The sequence below is a fragment of the Pseudomonas umsongensis genome (assembly GCF_012647205.1).
In the GTDB taxonomy this organism is placed as follows: Bacteria; Pseudomonadota; Gammaproteobacteria; order Pseudomonadales; family Pseudomonadaceae; genus Aquipseudomonas; species Aquipseudomonas umsongensis.
The window spans coordinates 6,181,835-6,199,567 of sequence record NZ_CP051487.1 but is presented as its reverse complement, the minus strand read 5'-3'; the positions used below and the strand labels follow the sequence as shown (position 1 = coordinate 6,199,567).

Annotated in this window: 14 protein-coding genes and 1 pseudogene; 8 read left to right on the top strand and 7 right to left on the bottom strand. The window is 59.6% G+C overall.

Translation table 11 applies throughout. The features are described from left to right. Positions 1-161: 161 nt before the first annotated feature. Positions 162-1,616 (top strand): catalase, encoded by a 1,455-nt coding sequence (locus HGP31_RS28070; RefSeq protein ID WP_020799828.1) that lies wholly within the window; start codon positions 162-164, stop codon positions 1,614-1,616. Positions 1,617-1,765: 149 nt separating this feature from the next. Next, positions 1,766-2,230, top strand: coding sequence for a bacterioferritin (gene bfr, locus HGP31_RS28065; protein ID WP_008053867.1), 465 nt, complete (start codon positions 1,766-1,768; stop codon positions 2,228-2,230). Between the two features lie 66 nt (positions 2,231-2,296). On the opposite strand, the gene uvrA is transcribed toward bfr, so the two are convergent. Next, positions 2,297-5,131, bottom strand: a complete 2,835-nt coding sequence (gene uvrA, locus HGP31_RS28060) for an excinuclease ABC subunit UvrA (RefSeq protein ID WP_020799827.1) — start codon at positions 5,129-5,131, stop codon at positions 2,297-2,299. A gap of 191 nt (positions 5,132-5,322) precedes the next feature. Between uvrA and HGP31_RS28055 the strand changes: the two genes are divergently transcribed. Next, positions 5,323-6,720: an MFS transporter gene (locus HGP31_RS28055; RefSeq protein WP_008065728.1), complete on the top strand. Its 1,398-nt coding sequence runs from the start codon at positions 5,323-5,325 to the stop codon at positions 6,718-6,720. Positions 6,721-6,729: 9 nt separating this feature from the next. Further along, positions 6,730-7,251 (top strand): single-stranded DNA-binding protein, encoded by a 522-nt coding sequence (locus tag HGP31_RS28050; protein WP_020799826.1) that lies wholly within the window; start codon positions 6,730-6,732, stop codon positions 7,249-7,251. A 118-nt stretch (positions 7,252-7,369) separates the two neighbouring features. On the opposite strand, the gene HGP31_RS28045 is transcribed toward HGP31_RS28050, so the two are convergent. Beyond that, entirely contained in the window at positions 7,370-7,924 is a 555-nt protein-coding gene (locus tag HGP31_RS28045; protein WP_168759023.1) for a cysteine hydrolase family protein, read from the bottom strand. A gap of 102 nt (positions 7,925-8,026) precedes the next feature. Here HGP31_RS28045 and HGP31_RS28040 point away from each other — a divergent pair, with 102 nt between their 5' ends. The 3 genes from HGP31_RS28040 (at position 8,027) to HGP31_RS28030 (ending at position 11,081) form a co-directional block, all read left to right on the top strand. Continuing rightward, entirely contained in the window at positions 8,027-9,019 is a 993-nt protein-coding gene (locus tag HGP31_RS28040; RefSeq protein ID WP_168759022.1) for a GlxA family transcriptional regulator, read from the top strand. Positions 9,020-9,223: 204 nt separating this feature from the next. Then, positions 9,224-10,333: a DUF3182 family protein gene (locus HGP31_RS28035; protein ID WP_020800586.1), complete on the top strand. Its 1,110-nt coding sequence runs from the start codon at positions 9,224-9,226 to the stop codon at positions 10,331-10,333. Further along, complete coding sequence (locus HGP31_RS28030; RefSeq protein WP_020800587.1) at positions 10,323-11,081, top strand: alpha/beta hydrolase family protein; 759 nt, start codon at positions 10,323-10,325, stop codon at positions 11,079-11,081. Before HGP31_RS28035 ends, HGP31_RS28030 begins: the two co-directional genes overlap by 11 nt. Before the next feature lie 100 nt (positions 11,082-11,181). Here the strand turns inward: HGP31_RS28030 and HGP31_RS28025 are convergent, their stop codons facing one another. From HGP31_RS28025 to HGP31_RS31085, 5 genes and pseudogenes are all read right to left on the bottom strand, one after another. Continuing rightward, entirely contained in the window at positions 11,182-12,168 is a 987-nt protein-coding gene (locus tag HGP31_RS28025; protein WP_020800588.1) for a lysylphosphatidylglycerol synthase domain-containing protein, read from the bottom strand. After that, positions 12,155-13,450: a cardiolipin synthase ClsB gene (clsB, locus tag HGP31_RS28020; RefSeq protein ID WP_020800589.1), complete on the bottom strand. Its 1,296-nt coding sequence runs from the start codon at positions 13,448-13,450 to the stop codon at positions 12,155-12,157. The genes HGP31_RS28025 and clsB overlap by 14 nt, the downstream gene beginning before the upstream one ends. Continuing rightward, complete coding sequence (locus HGP31_RS28015) at positions 13,447-14,244, bottom strand: endonuclease/exonuclease/phosphatase family protein (protein ID WP_168759021.1); 798 nt, start codon at positions 14,242-14,244, stop codon at positions 13,447-13,449. Before HGP31_RS28015 ends, clsB begins: the two co-directional genes overlap by 4 nt. Next, positions 14,241-15,167, bottom strand: a complete 927-nt coding sequence (locus HGP31_RS28010; RefSeq protein WP_020800591.1) for a DUF72 domain-containing protein — start codon at positions 15,165-15,167, stop codon at positions 14,241-14,243. The genes HGP31_RS28015 and HGP31_RS28010 overlap by 4 nt, the downstream gene beginning before the upstream one ends. Before the next feature lie 125 nt (positions 15,168-15,292). Then, positions 15,293-15,421: pseudogene (locus HGP31_RS31085) on the bottom strand (MFS transporter); the annotation flags it as partial. Positions 15,422-15,499: 78 nt separating this feature from the next. Between HGP31_RS31085 and HGP31_RS28000 the strand changes: the two are divergent. Continuing rightward, positions 15,500-17,629 carry a mechanosensitive ion channel family protein gene (locus HGP31_RS28000; protein ID WP_168759020.1) on the top strand — a complete coding sequence of 710 codons (2,130 nt, stop codon included), beginning with the start codon at positions 15,500-15,502 and terminating at the stop codon, positions 17,627-17,629. Positions 17,630-17,733: the final 104 nt, after the last annotated feature.

Genomic DNA, 17,733 nt, shown 5'->3' with positions numbered 1-17,733 from the left:
TTTTAACCGCTTCAAGTGGTCATCATGGGTCGGGGATGATCATTAGTAATTTTCTATCGATGCCTACAGGTTAATGAATTTGTAGGTGTCAGATTGATGATCAATACTCCCTCTCAGCCGATTAGCCGGCAGTTCAAGACCGACAGAGGAAGGAAGATCACATGAGCCAAAACAACACGCTAACAACTGCCAGTGGCGCTCCTGTCGCCGACAACCAGAATTCCCGCTCCGCCGGCCCTCGCGGCCCATTGCTGCTCGACGACTTCCACCTGCTCGAGAAGCTTGCCCACTTCAACCGTGAAAATATCCCGGAGCGTCGTGTGCACGCGAAGGGTTCAGGTGCTTACGGTACGTTTACCGTCACCCGCGATATCACCCAATACACCAATGCCAAGCTATTTGAGGCTGTCGGTAAGCAAACGCCAACCTTCCTGCGATTCTCCACTGTCGGTGGTGAGCGCGGTTCGGCAGACACCGAACGTGATCCTCGTGGCTTCGCGCTGAAGTTCTATACCGAAGAAGGCAACTGGGACATTGTTGGCAACAACACGCCGGTATTCTTCATTCGCGACCCACTCAAGTTCCCGGACTTTATCCACACTCAAAAGCGCCTGCCACAAAGCAACCTCAAAAGTGCACAGGCGATGTGGGACTTCTGGTCGCACTCTCCGGAAGCGTTACACCAGGTCACCATTCTGTTCTCCGACCGGGGCATTCCCGACGGCTATCGTCACATGCACGGCTTCGGCAGCCACACTTACAGCCTGATCAACGCCACGGGCGAGCGTCATTGGGTGAAGTGGCACTACAAGACCCAACAAGGCATCAAGAATCTTGCACCTGCAGAGGCGGCGCGGCTGGCGGGTACCGATCCTGATTACGCCCAGCGCGACTTGTTCGAAGCGATCGAGCGAGGCGAGTTCCCAAAATGGCGCGTGTGCATCCAGATCATGACCGAGGCCCAGGCTTGCGCGCACTATGAGAATCCGTTCGACGTGACTAAAACCTGGTCGCAGAAGGAATTCCCGTTGATCGAAGTGGGTGAGTTGGAGCTCAATCGAAATCCACTGAACTACTTCGCCGAGGTCGAGCAAGCTGCGTTTGGCCCAAGTAACATGGTGCCCGGTGTAGGTCTGTCGCCAGATCGCATGCTGCAAGGTCGGGTATTCGCTTACGCTGATGCGCACCGCTACCGTATCGGTACCAATCACCAGCAATTGCCGGTGAATGCGCCGCGCAGTCCGGTGAACACCTATCAGCGCGATGGCTCGATGGCGTTTGGCAGCAATGGTGGTGCGGCGCCCAACTACGAGCCCAATAGCTATATCGAGTCGCCAAAGCAGGCGCCCCGTTATGCTGAACCTGCATTGGCATTAAGCGGCGCAGCTGATCGTTATGATCATCGCAAAGACACCGACTATTACAGTCACGCTGGCGCACTGTACCGATTGATGAATGACGAACAGAAAGCGTTGCTGGTCCACAACATTGCGGGCGCAATGGCGGGGGTCTCAAGCGACGTCGTCGACCGTCAACTGCAGCATTTCTTCAAGGCCGATCCGGCGTATGGAGAAGCAATTGCAACGCTGCTCAACGTACAGCTTAACGAAGTCTAAATGAGAAGCAGAACCGCCCTTATTAGGGCGGTTTTTGCGTTATTTAAGCTGCTTTTCTCAGAATATCTTCGCTTTTATTGCGTGCGGCGAGTGACGTTGTGGTCATGTTGGTTCAAACTACAGACTTTCAAGCAGGGAGATGTAGGGCGATGCAAGGCCACCCAGACGTTATCGATTACCTCAACACGTTGCTGACCGGCGAACTGGCCGCGCGTGATCAATATTTCGTCCACTCGCGGATGTATGAGGACTGGGGTTTCACCAAGCTCTACGAACGAATCAACCACGAGATGGAAGAAGAAGCAGGGCACGCTGATGCACTGATGCGCCGGATTCTGATGCTCGAAGGCACGCCGCGCATGCGTCCGGACGATCTGGATGTCGGCACCACGGTTACTGAAATGCTCGAAGCGGACTTGCGCCTGGAATACAAGGTTCGGGCCGCGCTGTGCAAGGGCATCAAGCTCTGCGAACAGCACAAGGACTATGTCAGCCGCGAAATGCTGCGGGTCCAACTGCATGACACCGAAGAAGATCACACCTATTGGCTTGAAAAGCAGCTTGGCCTGATCAAGTTGATCGGTCTCGAGAATTACCTGCAATCCCACACCTGATTGCGGCGAATACAAAAAAGCCCCTGTCACCGATGAAGTGACAGGGGCTTTTTCGTGGGGGCCCAGTTAAGCCCTGTCACGCTCCAGCAGGGGCTTGAGGTAATAACCGGTATGGGATTGCTTCATCTCTGAAACCTCTTCCGGCGTGCCAACGGCAATGATCTGCCCGCCCTTGGAACCGCCCTCCGGGCCCAGGTCCACCAGCCAGTCAGCGGTCTTGATGACGTCTAGGTTGTGCTCGATCACCACCACCGTATTGCCGTGGTCGCGCAGACGGTGCAACACATCCAGCAGTTGCTGGATGTCCGCAAAGTGCAGCCCGGTAGTTGGCTCGTCGAGGATGTACAGGGTCTTGCCAGTGTCACGCTTGGACAGTTCGCGCGACAGTTTGACCCGCTGGGCCTCACCACCGGACAGTGTGGTCGCCGATTGTCCCAGCTTGATGTACGACAAGCCGACGTCCATCAGAGTTTGCAGTTTGCGCGCCAAAGCCGGCACCGCATCGAAGAACTCCCGGGCCTCCTCGATGGTCATCTCGAGGGTTTCATGAATGCTCTTGCCCTTGTATTTGATCTCAAGGGTTTCGCGGTTGTAGCGCTTGCTCTTGCACACATCGCACGGCACATAGATATCCGGCAGGAAGTGCATTTCCACCTTGATCAGGCCATCACCCTGACAAGCTTCGCAGCGTCCGCCCTTCACGTTGAAGGAGAAGCGCCCGGGGCCATAACCGCGCGATCGTGATTCCGGTACGCCGGCAAAAAGCTCACGAATCGGTGTGAACAGACCGGTGTAGGTGGCCGGGTTGGAGCGTGGGGTACGACCAATGGGGCTCTGGTCGATGTCGACGACCTTATCCAGATGCTCCAGGCCCTTGATGCTGTCGTGAGCAGCCGCTTCCAGGGTGGTTGCACCGTTGAGCGCCGTGGCACTCAACGGAAAGAGCGTGTTGTTGATCAGTGTCGACTTGCCTGAGCCGGACACGCCGGTCACGCAGGTCAGCAGGCCGATGGGAATATCCAGGTCTACGTTGCGCAGGTTATTGCCACGGGCGCCCTTGAGCGTCAGCGACAGCTTCTTGTTGCGCGGTGTGCGCTTGGCCGGCACCGCGATCTTCACGCGGCCCGAGAGGTACTTGCCGGTCAGGGAGTCGGGATGTGCCATTACCTCGGCCGGCGTACCTTCAGCAACGATGTGTCCGCCGTGAACCCCCGCACCAGGGCCGATATCCACCACATAGTCGGCCAGGCGAATCGCGTCTTCATCGTGCTCTACCACGATCACCGTGTTGCCGATGTCCCGCAGGTGTTTCAGTGTGCCAAGTAACCGGTCGTTATCACGCTGGTGCAGGCCGATCGAGGGTTCGTCGAGGATGTACAGAACACCGACCAGCCCGGCGCCGATCTGGCTGGCCAGGCGGATACGCTGGGCCTCACCACCGGACAAGGTGTCTGCGCTGCGATCCAGCGACAGATAATCGAGGCCGACGTTGACGAGGAACTGCAGGCGTTCGCGAATTTCCTTGAGGATCTTGTCGGCGATCTCGCCACGGCGGCCAGTCAGTTTCATCCCTTCGAAATAGTCGCAGGCATCACCGATTGGCAGGTTGGTCACCGCCGGCAGGGTTTTCTCGCCGACCCACACATGCCGTGCTTCGCGACGCAGACGGGTGCCGCGGCAATCAGGGCAGGACTGGGTGCTGAGGAACTTGGCCAGCTCTTCGCGTACCGAGGCCGACTCGGTTTCACGGTAGCGGCGTTCCAGGTTTGGCACGATGCCTTCGAACGGGTGCGAGCGCTTGACGATATCGCCCCGGTCATTCAGGTATTTGAAATCGACGTTTTGTGAACCGCTGCCGTGCAGGATGCTCTTCTGCTGCTCGGCCGGCAGTTCGTTGAACGGCACTTCCAGACTGAACTTGTAGTGGGAGGCCAGCGAGCCAAGCATCTGGAAGTAATAGACGTTGCGCCGGTCCCAGCCGCGAATCGCGCCTTCGGCCAGGGTCAACTCTCCATTAACCAGGCGCTTGATGTCGAAGAACTGCTTGACCCCCAGGCCGTCACAGGTCGGGCAGGCACCGGCCGGGTTGTTGAAGGAAAACAGCTTGGGCTCGAGTTCACTGATGGCGTGCCCGCAAATTGGGCAGGCGAAGCGCGCGGAGAAGATCATCTCTTCGCCCGGCTCGTCGTCCATCGGTGCCACCAGGGCGATGCCATCTGCCAGTTTCAGCGCGGTCTCGAAGGATTCGGCCAGGCGCTGTTGCAGGTCTGCACGCACCTTGAAGCGGTCGACCACGACATCAATGGTGTGTTTTTTCTGTTTATCGAGCTTCGGTGCTTCGTCCAGCTCATACAACTTGCCGTTGATCCGGGCACGGACGAAACCTTGTGCGCGCAGTTCCTCGAAGACCGAAAGGTGCTCACCTTTGCGCTCGCGAATGACCGGGGCCAACAGCATGAGCTTGCTGCCCTCAGGTTCGGCAAGGACCAGGTCGACCATCTGGCTGACGGTCTGCGCTTCCAGGGGAATGTCGTGGTCCGGGCAGCGTGGAATGCCGACGCGCGCATAGAGCAGGCGCAGGTAGTCGTAGATTTCGGTGATGGTGCCCACGGTCGAACGCGGGTTGTGCGAGGTCGACTTCTGTTCGATGGAAATCGCCGGCGACAGGCCTTCGATGGTGTCGACGTCAGGCTTTTCCATCATCGACAGGAACTGCCGGGCATAGGCCGACAGCGACTCGACATAGCGGCGCTGGCCTTCGGCGTACAACGTGTCGAAAGCCAGGGACGACTTGCCCGAGCCGGACAGGCCGGTGATGACGATCAGCTTGTCCCGTGGCAGGGTCAGGTCGATGTTCTTCAGGTTGTGGGTTCGAGCCCCACGAATCAGGATCTTGTCCAAGGTGGCCTCGCTCGGCGGGCGTCGAAAACGTAGGAGTATACGGCCAAATACTGGATGGATGCACACTATCGAATGTTGCAATGGCTGCCTTACATGAAAGCTCTGTCATCTACACGCGGCAAAGCGTCGCGATATACCCTGCCAATCGATGGGACTGGTAGAATCGCCGCCGGTTCACATGAGGTTTTTCCATGCACGATCCCCACAGCGAGCGCATGAGTGGCAGCGAGACCCGCGCGGCAAGCGGTCTGGCCCTGGTGTTCGCCTTCCGTATGCTCGGCATGTTCATGGTGTTGCCGGTATTGGCGACCTATGGCATGGACCTCGCAGGAGCGACCCCGGCCCTCATCGGGCTGGCGATTGGCGCTTATGGCCTGACCCAGGCGATTTTCCAGATTCCCTTCGGTTTCATTTCCGACCGCATTGGCCGCCGCCCGGTGATTTACCTGGGGCTGATCGTCTTCGCGCTTGGCAGCGTCCTGGCGGCCAACGCCGACTCGATCTGGGGCGTGATCGCCGGGCGCATCCTGCAAGGTGCCGGGGCGATTTCCGCCGCGGTGATGGCTTTACTGTCAGACCTGACACGCGAACAGCACCGGACAAAGGCCATGGCGATGATCGGCATGACGATCGGCCTGTCGTTTGCTGTTGCCATGGTAGTAGGACCGTTGCTGACCCGTGCCTTCGGGCTGTCCGGACTGTTCCTTGCCACAGGTGGCATGGCGCTGGTTGGCATCGTGATTGTGATGTTCATGGTGCCGCGCTCCACGGGCCCGTTGCAGCACCGTGAATCCGGCGTCGCGCGCCAGGCCCTGATACCGACGCTCAAGCACCCGGACCTGCTGCGCCTGGATCTTGGTATCTTTGTGTTGCACGCAATGCTGATGTCGAGTTTCGTCGCCTTGCCCCTGGCGCTCGTCGAAAAAGCCGGGCTGCCCAAGGAGCAGCATTGGTGGGTGTACCTGACCGCGCTGCTGATTTCCTTCTTCGCCATGATCCCGTTCATCATCTACGGCGAGAAGAGACGCAAAATGAAACGTGTTTTACTCGGCGCCGTCGTGACGCTGATGCTCACTGAGCTATTCTTCTGGCAGTTCGGCGACAGCTTGCGGGCTCTGGTGATTGGTACCGTGGTGTTTTTCACCGCCTTCAATCTGCTGGAAGCTTCGTTGCCGTCGCTGATCAGCAAGGTTTCACCGGCGGGCGGCAAGGGCACGGCGATGGGGGTCTACTCCACCAGTCAGTTCCTTGGCTCGGCACTGGGCGGCATACTTGGCGGCTGGCTGTTCCAGCATGGCGGTCTGTCGGTTGTGTTCCTTGGATGCGCTGGTCTGGCTGCCCTCTGGCTGGCCTTTGCTGTTACCATGCGTGAACCTCCCTACGTGACAAGCCTGCGCTTGCCATTGTCGCCCGAGGCGATCCGCGAAGCGGGGCTGGTTGAGCGCCTGAAGGCCGTCGTAGGGGTAACAGATGCAGTGATAGTCGCAGACGAAGCGGCGATTTACATCAAATTGGACACCGAACTATTGGATCGCACCACCCTTGAAAGCCTGGTGAACAACCCGGCCGGGGCAGCGTGCGTAGCCTAGGAGAACGTAATGGCCCGTGGGGTTAACAAAGTCATATTGGTCGGCACTTGCGGCCAGGATCCTGAAGTTCGTTACCTGCCGAATGGCAACGCCGTGACCAACCTGAGTCTGGCAACCAGCGAACAGTGGACCGACAAGCAAACCGGTCAGAAAGTCGAAAAAACCGAATGGCACCGCGTGTCGATGTTCGGCAAGGTCGCGGAAATCGCCGGCGAATACCTGCGTAAAGGTTCGCAGGTCTACATCGAAGGCAAGCTGCAGACCCGCGAGTGGGAAAAAGACGGTATCAAGCGTTACACCACTGAAATCGTGGTCGACATGCAAGGCACCATGCAACTGCTGGGCGGTCGTCCTCAACAGGGTGACCAACAAGGCCAGGGCGGCGGTAACAACTACCAGCAATCCGCTCCTCGCCAGCAGGCTCCGCGTCCACAGCAGTCGGCACCGCAACAGTCGCGCCCGGCTCCTCAGCAGGCCGCGCCGCAGCCAGCTCCGGATTTCGATAGCTTTGATGACGATATTCCGTTCTAAGCAATAGCTTCGAACGAATGAAAGCCCGGCACTCCCATCAGGATGCCGGGCTTTTTGTTACCCGCGGTTTTCGATTCCTCTGTAGGAGCCGTATTGCGCGGCAAGGCGCGTTTTGTGGTTAACGGCTGGCGGCGAGGAACTCGTCGGTGGACACCACCTTGGCGTAGGCAAAACCCAATGCCGACATGAACGCGGCATGCACGTGGGCTGCCGGAACGGTCAGTCCATTGAACTCCAGGTCACGGGAGGCACAGGCATCGTGGATCACCGTGACGCTGTAGCCGAGGTCGTTGGCGGCGCGGGTGATGCCGTCGACACACATGTGGCTCATGCTGCCGACCACCACCAGTTCCTTGATGCCTTGCTCGTCGAGAATGCTCTGCAGTTCGGTTTCGCGGAACGAGTTGACGAAGTGCTTGAGCACCACCGGCTCATTGCCTTGGTTGAGGACTTTAGGGTGCAGCTTCGCCCCGTCGGAGCCCGGGGTGAAAAACGGCGCTTGTGCGGAGGTGAACTCGTGGCGGATGTGCACTACCGAATCACCGGCCTCACGAAAGGCCTTGAGCAGACGAACAGCGTTGTCTGCGGCGGCATCGGCACCGACCAACGGCCACTTGCCCTGGGGGAAGTAGTCTTTTTGGATATCGACTACGATGAGTGCTTGCTTGGCCATGACTGTTTCCTCGAAGTGCGGTTTGGGTGTGGAATGAAGTATTGACCCTGGCAGACCGTCCGGGGATTGGCCGCACCGACAATAGAAGGGGGAAAACTGACAATGGAAGCACAAAGGGCAATCGCCGAGCTGGGCGTGTTGATCTATCCCGGCGCGCAGATGGCGGCGGTGCATGGGTTGACGGACCTGTTCGGGGTGGCCAACCGTATCGCTGCAGAGCACCAGGCGGCGCGCTTGCCTTTGTTGCGGATCAGCCATTGGCAGGTCGATGGCGAACAGGCGCCCGTTCGTGTCTATGACAGCCATCCCGCTGCGGACAGCGCATTGGTAGCGGTGTTGATTCCGCCGTCGATTGCCGGCTTCACCGAAGCCCAGGCGCCGCATGCGCTGCTGCGTTGGCTTCGCCAGCAGCACGCCAACGGCGCGACCCTGGGCGGTGTCTGCGTGGGCTCGCTGCTATTGGCTGAAAGCGGACTGCTGGACGGTCGCAGCGCCACCACCCATTGGACTTCCGCGAAAACCTTCGCCGAGCGCTACCCGGCGATCAAGCTCAAGGCTGATACGCCCATCGTCGATGACGGCGACCTGATTACCACGGCCGGGCTGATGGCGTGGTCTGAATTGGGTCTGCGCCTGGTCAATCGTCTGCTGGGCCCGAGCATTGCCACCGGCACTGCGCGTTTCCTGGTGGTGGAACACAGCGACAGCGCCAGTGAGTGTGGCAGCAATTTCGCCCCGATTCTCAACCATGGCGATGCCGCGATCCTCAGGGTTCAACACTGGCTGCAAAGCACGGGTGCCACCGATGTCTCGCTGACGGCGATGGCTGAACGGGCAGGGCTGGAGGAGCGGACGTTCCTGCGGCGATTCCGTGCGGCAACCGGGCTTAAGCCGACGGAGTACTGCCAGCACCTGCGAGTCGGCAAGGCCCGGGAAATGCTCGAATTCACCAACGGCACCATCGATCACATCGCCTGGACCGTGGGATATCAGGATCCGGGGGCGTTTCGTTCGACATTCAAGAAGATTACCGGACTGGCCCCCAGTGATTACCGGGCGCGGTTTGGGGCGATGCCGAGTGCGGCCCCCCGATAGAAGCATCACCCTGCGGGAGTGCCAAAATGCTCAAGTCGTGCAAAATGCCAGAATCCTGATACCCGTCGTGCAGAATAAAGCAGGCGCGACGCTATGCTTTTTGCACAACCGATTGATTTTAAAACCGTTATTTTCGAGGGACGATTGGCCTGAACCCTGCACCCCATCAGCTACATTCATTTAGCGACGATTGAAGGGGGACGCATGACCCCAACCAACCGCAAAAAACTGGTAGTCGCCCATTCGGTCCGCCCCGATGCGCCGCAGCACGAAGTCGAAACCAATCGCGCCCTGGCCCGTTGGCTGGCGCAAATCCTCGGGCTCAAATACGGCGGCAGCTACGACCCGCAGGTGCATGGCGGGCGGGACATCTATTTGTTGCCGACCCAGACCCTGGTGGGCGCCGCTGCCGCCCGGCAGTTGGGCGTCAAGGGACCAGAGGATTTATGGGGCGGATACGTCGAGCACGATTTCATCTGCACCAAGGCCATCAGCCATGGTTTGTTGAACAGGCATGCCCATGCACCGCAAGGCTGGGCGCCGATGTTTTCCGAACGGGTGCGCACGGTAGTGCTCGACGGTCTCAGTGTTTTCTCCTTCGACGATGCACGGCCGGCGGCGGAGCATCTGCTCTACAGCGGTCCGATCCGTATGAAGCCAATTCATGCCTGTGCGGGGCGCGGCCAGGAAGTCATCACTAGCCTCGACCAGTTCGACGAAATCCTCGCCCGTCCTGAAGCCAAGGCGCTGTTCAGTGAAGGTGTGGTACTGGAGCAGGACCTGGACCAGGTGATTACCCACAGCGTTGGGCAGAGTTTCATCGGCGCCAGGTTGCTCAGTTATTGCGGTGATCAATACTTGACCAAAGACGCTCATGGCGAAGAGGTCTATGGTGGTTCGAACCTGCTGGTGGTGCAGGGTGGCTACGACGATCTGCTGGCGCTGGATTTGCCTGACGATGTGCGATTGGCGATCAGGCAGGCCAAGGTGTTCGACGCGGCCGCCGATGAAGCCTATCCCGGTTTCTACGCCTCGCGGCGCAATTACGACATCGCCCAGGGAATTGCCAGTGACGGCCAGCGACGCAGCGGCGTGCTCGAGCAATCCTGGCGCATGGGCGGGGCCAGCAGCGCGGAAGTGGCAGCGTTGCAGAGCTTCGTCAACGATCCGGGGATGCGCGCGATTCTTGTGTCTTCGGTGGAAACCTACATCGATCAGCCACTGCCGGCGGACGCCATCGAGGTGTACCGAGGGCCAGCGGAAAACAGTGATTTTCTTCTCAAGTACGTAACGGTCAAATCCTATGACGGCTAGAAGCGAAAGCATTCAAATCGACATCGACGACGAACAGATGAGTGGGACTTTCCTGAGCCCCAAATCAAAAGTCCCTGGCGTGCTGTTCGTGCACGGTTGGGGGGGTAGCCAGGAGCGAGATCTGGAGCGGGCGAAAGGCATCGCCGGTCTGGGGTGCGTATGTTTGACCTTCGACCTGCGCGGGCATACCGGCGGCACGGGTATTCCGTTGACCCGCGTGACCCGTGAAGACAATCTGCGTGACCTGCTGGCGGCCTACGACCGCTTGCTGGCGCACCCGGCGCTGGATACCTCGGCGATTGCCGTGGTCGGCACCAGTTACGGCGGATACCTGGCCTCGATCCTCACCTCGCTACGGCCGGTGCGCTGGCTGGCCCTGCGAGTGCCGGCGCTGTACCGCGACGATCAATGGCATACGCCCAAGCGCGATTTGGACAAGCTCGATCTGCGCGATTACCGCAGCACTCTGGTGCGCGCCGACAGCAATCGGGCACTGCATGCCTGTTCGCAATTCACGGGTGATGTGTTGTTGGTACAGTCCGAAACCGATGATTACGTGCCTCACGCGACCATCATGAGTTATCGCGCGGCGTGCCAGCAGACACACTCGCTGACCCACCGCATCATCGACGGCGCCGATCATGCGCTGAGCGATCCGGTTTCCCAGCAGGCCTACACCTCGATCCTGGTGGACTGGATTACGGAAATGGTGGTGGGTGAGCGGTTGAGCATTATTCAGTCAAAATGAATAGTAGTGTCGCTCATGACGCCTTCGCGACCAGGCTCGCTCCCACAGGGGAATGCATTTCAAATGTGGGAGCGAGCCTGCTCGCGAAGGCGTCCACCCATTATTTGGGTTTTTTCGATATCCGCAATGACTTGGCCTTGGCCTCCACCATCAGGTACATCACCAGCGTGATCAATAACGGCAACAGGAAATAAATCGCCCGATACGCCAGCAAACCCGCCACCAGGCTACCCCGCGATGCCTCGTGTTGCAGCAGCGCCACGAACACCGCTTCCAGCACGCCAAGCCCTGCCGGAATGTGGGTGATGACCCCGGCGATGGCGCTGATCAGCAACACGCCAAGCACCAGCGGATAATCCAGTTTGCTCGGTAGCAGCGTGAAAATGACCGCGGCCATCAACGACCAGTTCAGCGCCCCCAGGGCCAGTTGCAGGACCGCCATGCGCAGTGATGGCAAGTTGATTTCGACCCCGCGGATCGCCCACTCGCGGCGTTTGGAAAACTGGCAGGCCGCGAGATATCCCGCGCTCGCCAGCAAGAGTAAAACGCCCACGCCTTGCAGCGCGCCGCTACTGAGTTTCCAGCCTGGCGGCATGCGCACCAGCCCACTGCTGAACACCGCGCCGGCAATCACCATGTAGCCGAACCAGTTGGTCGCCAGGCTCAGGCCGAGGATTTTCGCAATGTTGGCCTTGCTCACCCCGAGTCGCGAATACAGCCGATAACGCATGGCGATGCCGCCCACCCAGGCGCTCAGGTTGAGGTTGAAGGCGTAGCTGATGATGCCCACCGGCAGGATCTGTTTCCACGTCAGGTCCTGGCGAATGTAGGTTCGGCCGATCAGGTCGAAGCAGGCGTAGACCAGGAAACTCATCAGTGTCAGCCCTGACGCGATGATCAAGGTGCGTACCTTGAAATCGGCCAGGGTGTCGAGCACCTCGTTCCATTCGATGCGCTGGGCAAACATCGTCAAGAGGACGATCAGCGCCAGGAAAAACAGCATTGTCAGTGGTCTTTTCCAACGACTCCAGCGCGATTTCGCCGGGTGCTCGGCGTGGGACGCCGCGTGTGTTTCAGTGCGGCTCATGTTGATCGCTCCCGGTCGGTGGGGTGAACGTTTTCAAGCGTGGTTTGTGCGCTGGCAGCCAACCGGCCCATGCCGGGAAATGGCGTAGGAAATGGAACACCAGAAAGCCCACGGTCATGTGCCAGATGCGCCCGCGTGGGGCCTCGTCCACCGACATGGCCTTGCAATGGTTGTCGCTGAGTTCTTCAAGCCGATCGAACAGGTCGCGGTTGAACGCGCGGTCACGGATCAACACGTTGGCCTCCAGGTTCATCGACAGGCTCAGCGGGTCGAGGTTGCTGGAGCCGACTGTGCTCCAGTCTTCGTCCACCAGCGCGACTTTGCCGTGCAGTGGCCGGTCGCAGTATTCGAAGATTTTCACCCCGGACTTGAGCAGGTAATCGTAAGTCATGCGCGCCGCGAGTTTGGCCACCAACATGTCCGGCTGTCCCTGCAGGATCAGGCGCACTTCTACGCCGCGGCGCGCGGCGTTGCGGATTTCGCGCAGCAACCTGTAGCCTGGGAAGAAGTAGGCGTTGGCAATGACCACGCGCCGCTGCGCCGTGCGCAGCGCCAGGCGGTAGACCTCTTCGATGTCGGTCGCGTGCTCGGCGTTATCGCGGTACACCAGTCGTACCTGACCGTCGTGATCGGTGACGGCCAATTCCGAACGCCGTTGTCGACGCCGTTGCCACCAGTATTTGGCGCGGGCCGGGCGACCGCATTGCAGCAGGGCAAAGTGGTGAATGTCGGCCACCGCCGGGCCTTGCACTTCAACCGAATAATCCTGCTTGGCTTCGGGGCCGAAATCGGCCAAATGATCGGCGGAGAAGTTGATCCCGCCAATGAACGCAATCGTCCCATCCACTACCACGATCTTGCGGTGCAGGCGTCGAAACCAGTTGGTGCGGATGCCCAGGCGCTTGGGTGCCGGGTCGAACATCTGTAAATGCACGCCAGCACCGCTCAGGGCGGAAAGATAATCGGCAGTCAGTTCTCCGCAGCCAAACCCGTCGAAGCTGGCAGTCACGCGGACACCCCGTTGTGCCGCCTCGATCAGCACCTCCTTCAATTCTTCACCGACTTTGTCCTCGAACACAATGAAGGTTTCCAGGAGGATTTCGGTGGTGGCCTGGCGCATCGCCTCGAATACTCTAGGGAAATAGGCTTCGCCATTTTCCAGCAGTTGGACCCGATTGTTGCCTTGCCAACCGTACTCGACGTCGACGGCTGCCGGCTCGCTAATGGGCGGTGCGGCAATGGTTCTTTCCAGCGTGTTTTTTTCCATCGACGGGATGCTCATAGCTCGATCTCCACCGACAACGGTGCGTGATCCGATAGGTGTGACCAGGGACGGTTCGCCAATACCTGCGGATAGCTGGCCTTGAGGTTACGTACGTAGATACGGTCCAGGCGCAAGGTCGGCAATCGCGCGGGGAAACTGCGCGCCGGCTTGCCGTGGTGCTCGGCGAACACTTCGCGCAGACCACAGGGCTGGAGCAGGGCATCGGCGCGTTGGCGCCAGTCGTTGAAATCACCGGCGACAATCACCGGGGCGTCGCCTGGCAACGACTCAAGGCGGCGGCCCAGTAACTTGAGTTGTTCATTGCGATGGGTTTCGCGCAAGCCAAGATGGACGCAAATGGCATGCACCTCCGGGCCCTCTCCCGGCAGGCGCAACACGCAATGCAAAATGCCGCGGCTCTCGTGTCCGCTGATGGACACGTCCAGGTTGTCGTGCCGAACGATCTGGAATTTCGACAGCAAGGCGTTGCCGTGATCACCTGCCGGATAGACCGCATTGCGTCCGTAGGCAAACTGCGGCCAGAGGGTGTCCGCGAGGAATTCGTACTGGGGCATCGCTGGCCAGTTGTCGTAGCGCTTGTGGTGATGCTCGTGGGTGCCGTGTACCTCCTGCAGAAACACCACGTCGGCGGAGACACTGCGCACCGCCTCGCGCAGTTCAGGCAGGATGAATCGCCGGTTCAACGCCGTGAAGCCCTTGTGGGTGTTGACCGTCAGTACGGTGAAACGATGCACCGTGGTATCGATGGTCGCCTGCTCGTCGGTGGTGCCAACCGGGTCGGAAACGCTCATGGCAGCACCCCTTCCGCAGCGGGCTCACCGGGGGCGGTGAGCAGCTCTTTGTCGAGGTCGAAGCGTGCCAGCAAACGGCGCGCATCGAAGGGCGCGCGGACCTTGATGTCGTTATCGAAGTAGCAGAAAACTTCTCGAGACTTTCGCACCCTGGGTTTGAGGCGAGGTGCGATCAGGTGGGGATCAGCCGGTTGCCGACCATGATGCCAGGCATCGATCCGGTCACCCCAACGCTTCAGTGCCTGAGGGGTGTAGCCACTGGCGTAGAGCTCTTCGGCACCGTGCAGGCGCAGGTACACGAAGTCGCTGGTGAGGTCTTCGCGATAGGGCCATTTACCGGCGGTGTCGGCAATCACCAGGGCCGTGTTGTAGCGTTTGAGCAGGCGGACAAATGCCGGATCGATGAAGCTGTCGTTGCGGATTTCCACGGCATGGCGCAAGGGCTTTTTCTTGCTTGTCTTAAGGCTGGCGTGGCCGTTCACATGGGCGTCGTGCTGGCGGGCAAGGGCAGCGGCCTGCTCCGTGTCGTGGGGCAATTGCTCGAGGAAGCTCTCGAACAGTGCGGCGTCGAATTTGAAGTTGGGCGGAAACTGCCATAGAAACGGTCCGAGTTTTTCCTTGAGTTCCAGGACCCCGGAGGCGAAGAAGTTCGCCAGGGGTTTGTGGATGTCACGCAGACGCTTGATATGGGTGATGAAGCGCGGCGCCTTGACGCTGAACACAAAGTGCTCCGGGGTTTCGGCATACCACTGGGCATAGCGTTCTGGCCGCTGCAGGGCGTAGAACGACCCATTGATTTCGATGCTGTTGACTGCCCGTGAGGCGAATTGCAATTCGCGCCTCTGGGCCAGTCCCTTCGGGTAGAAATCCCCCCGCCAGGGCGTGTAGCGCCAACCTGAAATGCCGATGTGAATCGCCGCCATGTCGCCTCCCGTCTGACTGCCCCCTGATCTTTTGATGACTGCCAGAGGTTGACGAAAGTTTCGGTGGGACTACGGACGGTATGCATTTCATACATCACCGCAATACCCGTTGGGGCCGGTTTGCTGGCGATCGCGCTGGCGGCTTTTTCCTTGGGCACTAGACTGGTGGCGATTGTCGAGCCAATCGAGAAAAACACCCCGTGCGCCAGGCCGGTGACGATCCGCGACAGGATCAGCGAGTAGCCCGGCGCTTGGCATTTACCGGCCAACACCGAACTAGTCCGGCATTTCTCGATCAGTTCCTTACAGTCCTATCCAAAGGAGCGGATGCCTTGATCAGGCTCAAGACGGCGATATTAATGGGGGCGCTGTTGTTCTTCGGCAGCGAGGAACTGGAAGCGGCGGCGATACCGGGTGTGCCGGCAGCGGCCACCGCCGCCACACCGCCGGCACATCCCGAACCCTTGGTTCAGGGCGGGTTGCTGGGCGCCATCAGTTCAAGCATCGATGGCATTCAGGACAAGCTCAATTTCAACAAGGACCTGCTCGACGCCTGGCGTCTGCGTGCGGATCGTGCGGCCGATGAGGTGGATCAATTGGTCAATCGTCCATCGGCCCGCTCGAGCTGGAGCGTGGCGGCCGATTTCCTGCTGCTGACGGCGGTGTGGGCAGGTGTCTTCGGCTTGCTCTGGATGTTCGGCAAGTTCTTGACCGAACGCCTGTGCCGTCATCGCTTGCTGCTCAGTCGAGAGCGTGGGCAGGCGTTGCTTGGGTATGTCTTGCCCTACAGCCTCCCCGCGGTGATCAGCCTGCCGTTGACGATCTATGCCAGCCAGTTCATGGCTTTGTCAGCGGGTCGGGCGCTGGCGTTGTGTTTTGCCTATGCCACCAGCAGTGGGGTGTTCGCGGCGTCGTTGGTGATGTCCCTGGTGGTGCTGTTCAATGTCGGGCACAAGCGCCGGGCGGTGCAGATCATTCGCCAGGACAGCCCGCGGCCGCTGTTCGCGATCGGCTTCCTGGTCGCCCTCAGCGACGCCTTGACCAGTCCGCAGATCGCCCATCAACTGGGTAACAACCTCACCAGCAGCATCGCCGTATTTACCGGGCTGGCGGCCTCGATTTCCTTTGGTTTGCTGGTGGTCCGCATGCGCCGTCCGGTCGCTCACGTTATCCGCATCCTGCCGCTGGCCCAGCGGCGGGCGCAGCCGGCGTTGCGCGAAACCCTGCGGATTTTTTCCGGGCTCTGGTATTGGCCGATCCTGTTGATGGTGCTGGTGTCTGTCATCAACTTGATCGGCATTGGCGATGACAACCAGCAAGTGTTGCGCAGCGCGCTGTTCACCACGGTGCTGCTGATCGCGACGGTGTTTCTCAGCACCACGTTGCATCACTTGTTCAAGTCCCGTAGCGAATCCGACGTGCGCCGCAGTGGCGCCTACAAAGAGCGCTTCCTGAGCCTCTCCCACGCGTTGTTGCGTATCGCCATGGCCATTGTGTTCATCGATATCCTCGGACGAATCTGGGGCGTGTCACTGTTCGATTTTGCGGTCAGCAATGCCGTAGGGCGGGCGATCAGTGACGCGGTGAGCCATATCGGCTTGATCTTCCTGGTGACGTGGATGGTCTGGGTCGTGCTGGACACGGCGATCCAGGAAGCCTTGAAACCCCCGCTCAACAAGCGCGGGGCGCGCCAGCCTAGTACGCGGGTAAAGACGATCCTGCCGTTGCTGCGCAATGCGATCAAAATCATTTTGGTGGTGATCTGCGCTATCACCACCATGGCCAATCTGGGAATCAATGTTGCGCCGTTCCTGGCCGGTGCCGGGGTCATTGGCCTGGCCATCGGTTTCGGTTCCCAGCAACTGGTTCAAGATGTAATCACCGGGTTGTTCATCATCATTGAAGACACCCTGTCGATCGGCGACTGGGTGGTGCTCGATTCCGGGCATGCCGGCACGGTCGAAGGCCTGACCATTCGCACCCTGCGCCTGCGCGACGGCAAAGGGTTCGTGCATTCGGTGCCCTTTGGCCAGATCAAGGCCGTGACCAACCAATCGCGGCAATTTGCCTACGCGTTCTTCTCCGTGCAGTTCACCTATGACACCGATGTCGACAAGGCCATCGAACTGATTCGCGAAGCAGGGCATTCGATCAGCGACGACCCGTTCCTCAGGTACAACCTGCAAGGGCCGCTGGATGTGTTCGGCGTTGACAAGATGGACCTCAATGGCGTGGTCTTGACGGCACAATTTCGCACCGTGTCGGGAGGGCAGTATGCGGTGAGCCGTGCATTCAACCAGCGTTTGAAAAAGCTTGTGGATAACAGTCCCGAGGTGCATTTCGCGCAGACTTATCCACAGCAGGTCTTGATGCCGAGGCAGGCGGTGGAGCCTGTGCTTGATGGGGCGGCTGAGCCTGGGCATTCGGCGGTGATGATGCCGGATCGGCCTCGCCCCCAATAAATTTGTCGGTTGTGATGGCCCCTTCGCGGGCAAGCCCGCTCCCACAATGGATTTATGTACACCGGTCCAATGTGGGAGCGGGCTTGCCCGCGAAGGGGCCGGAT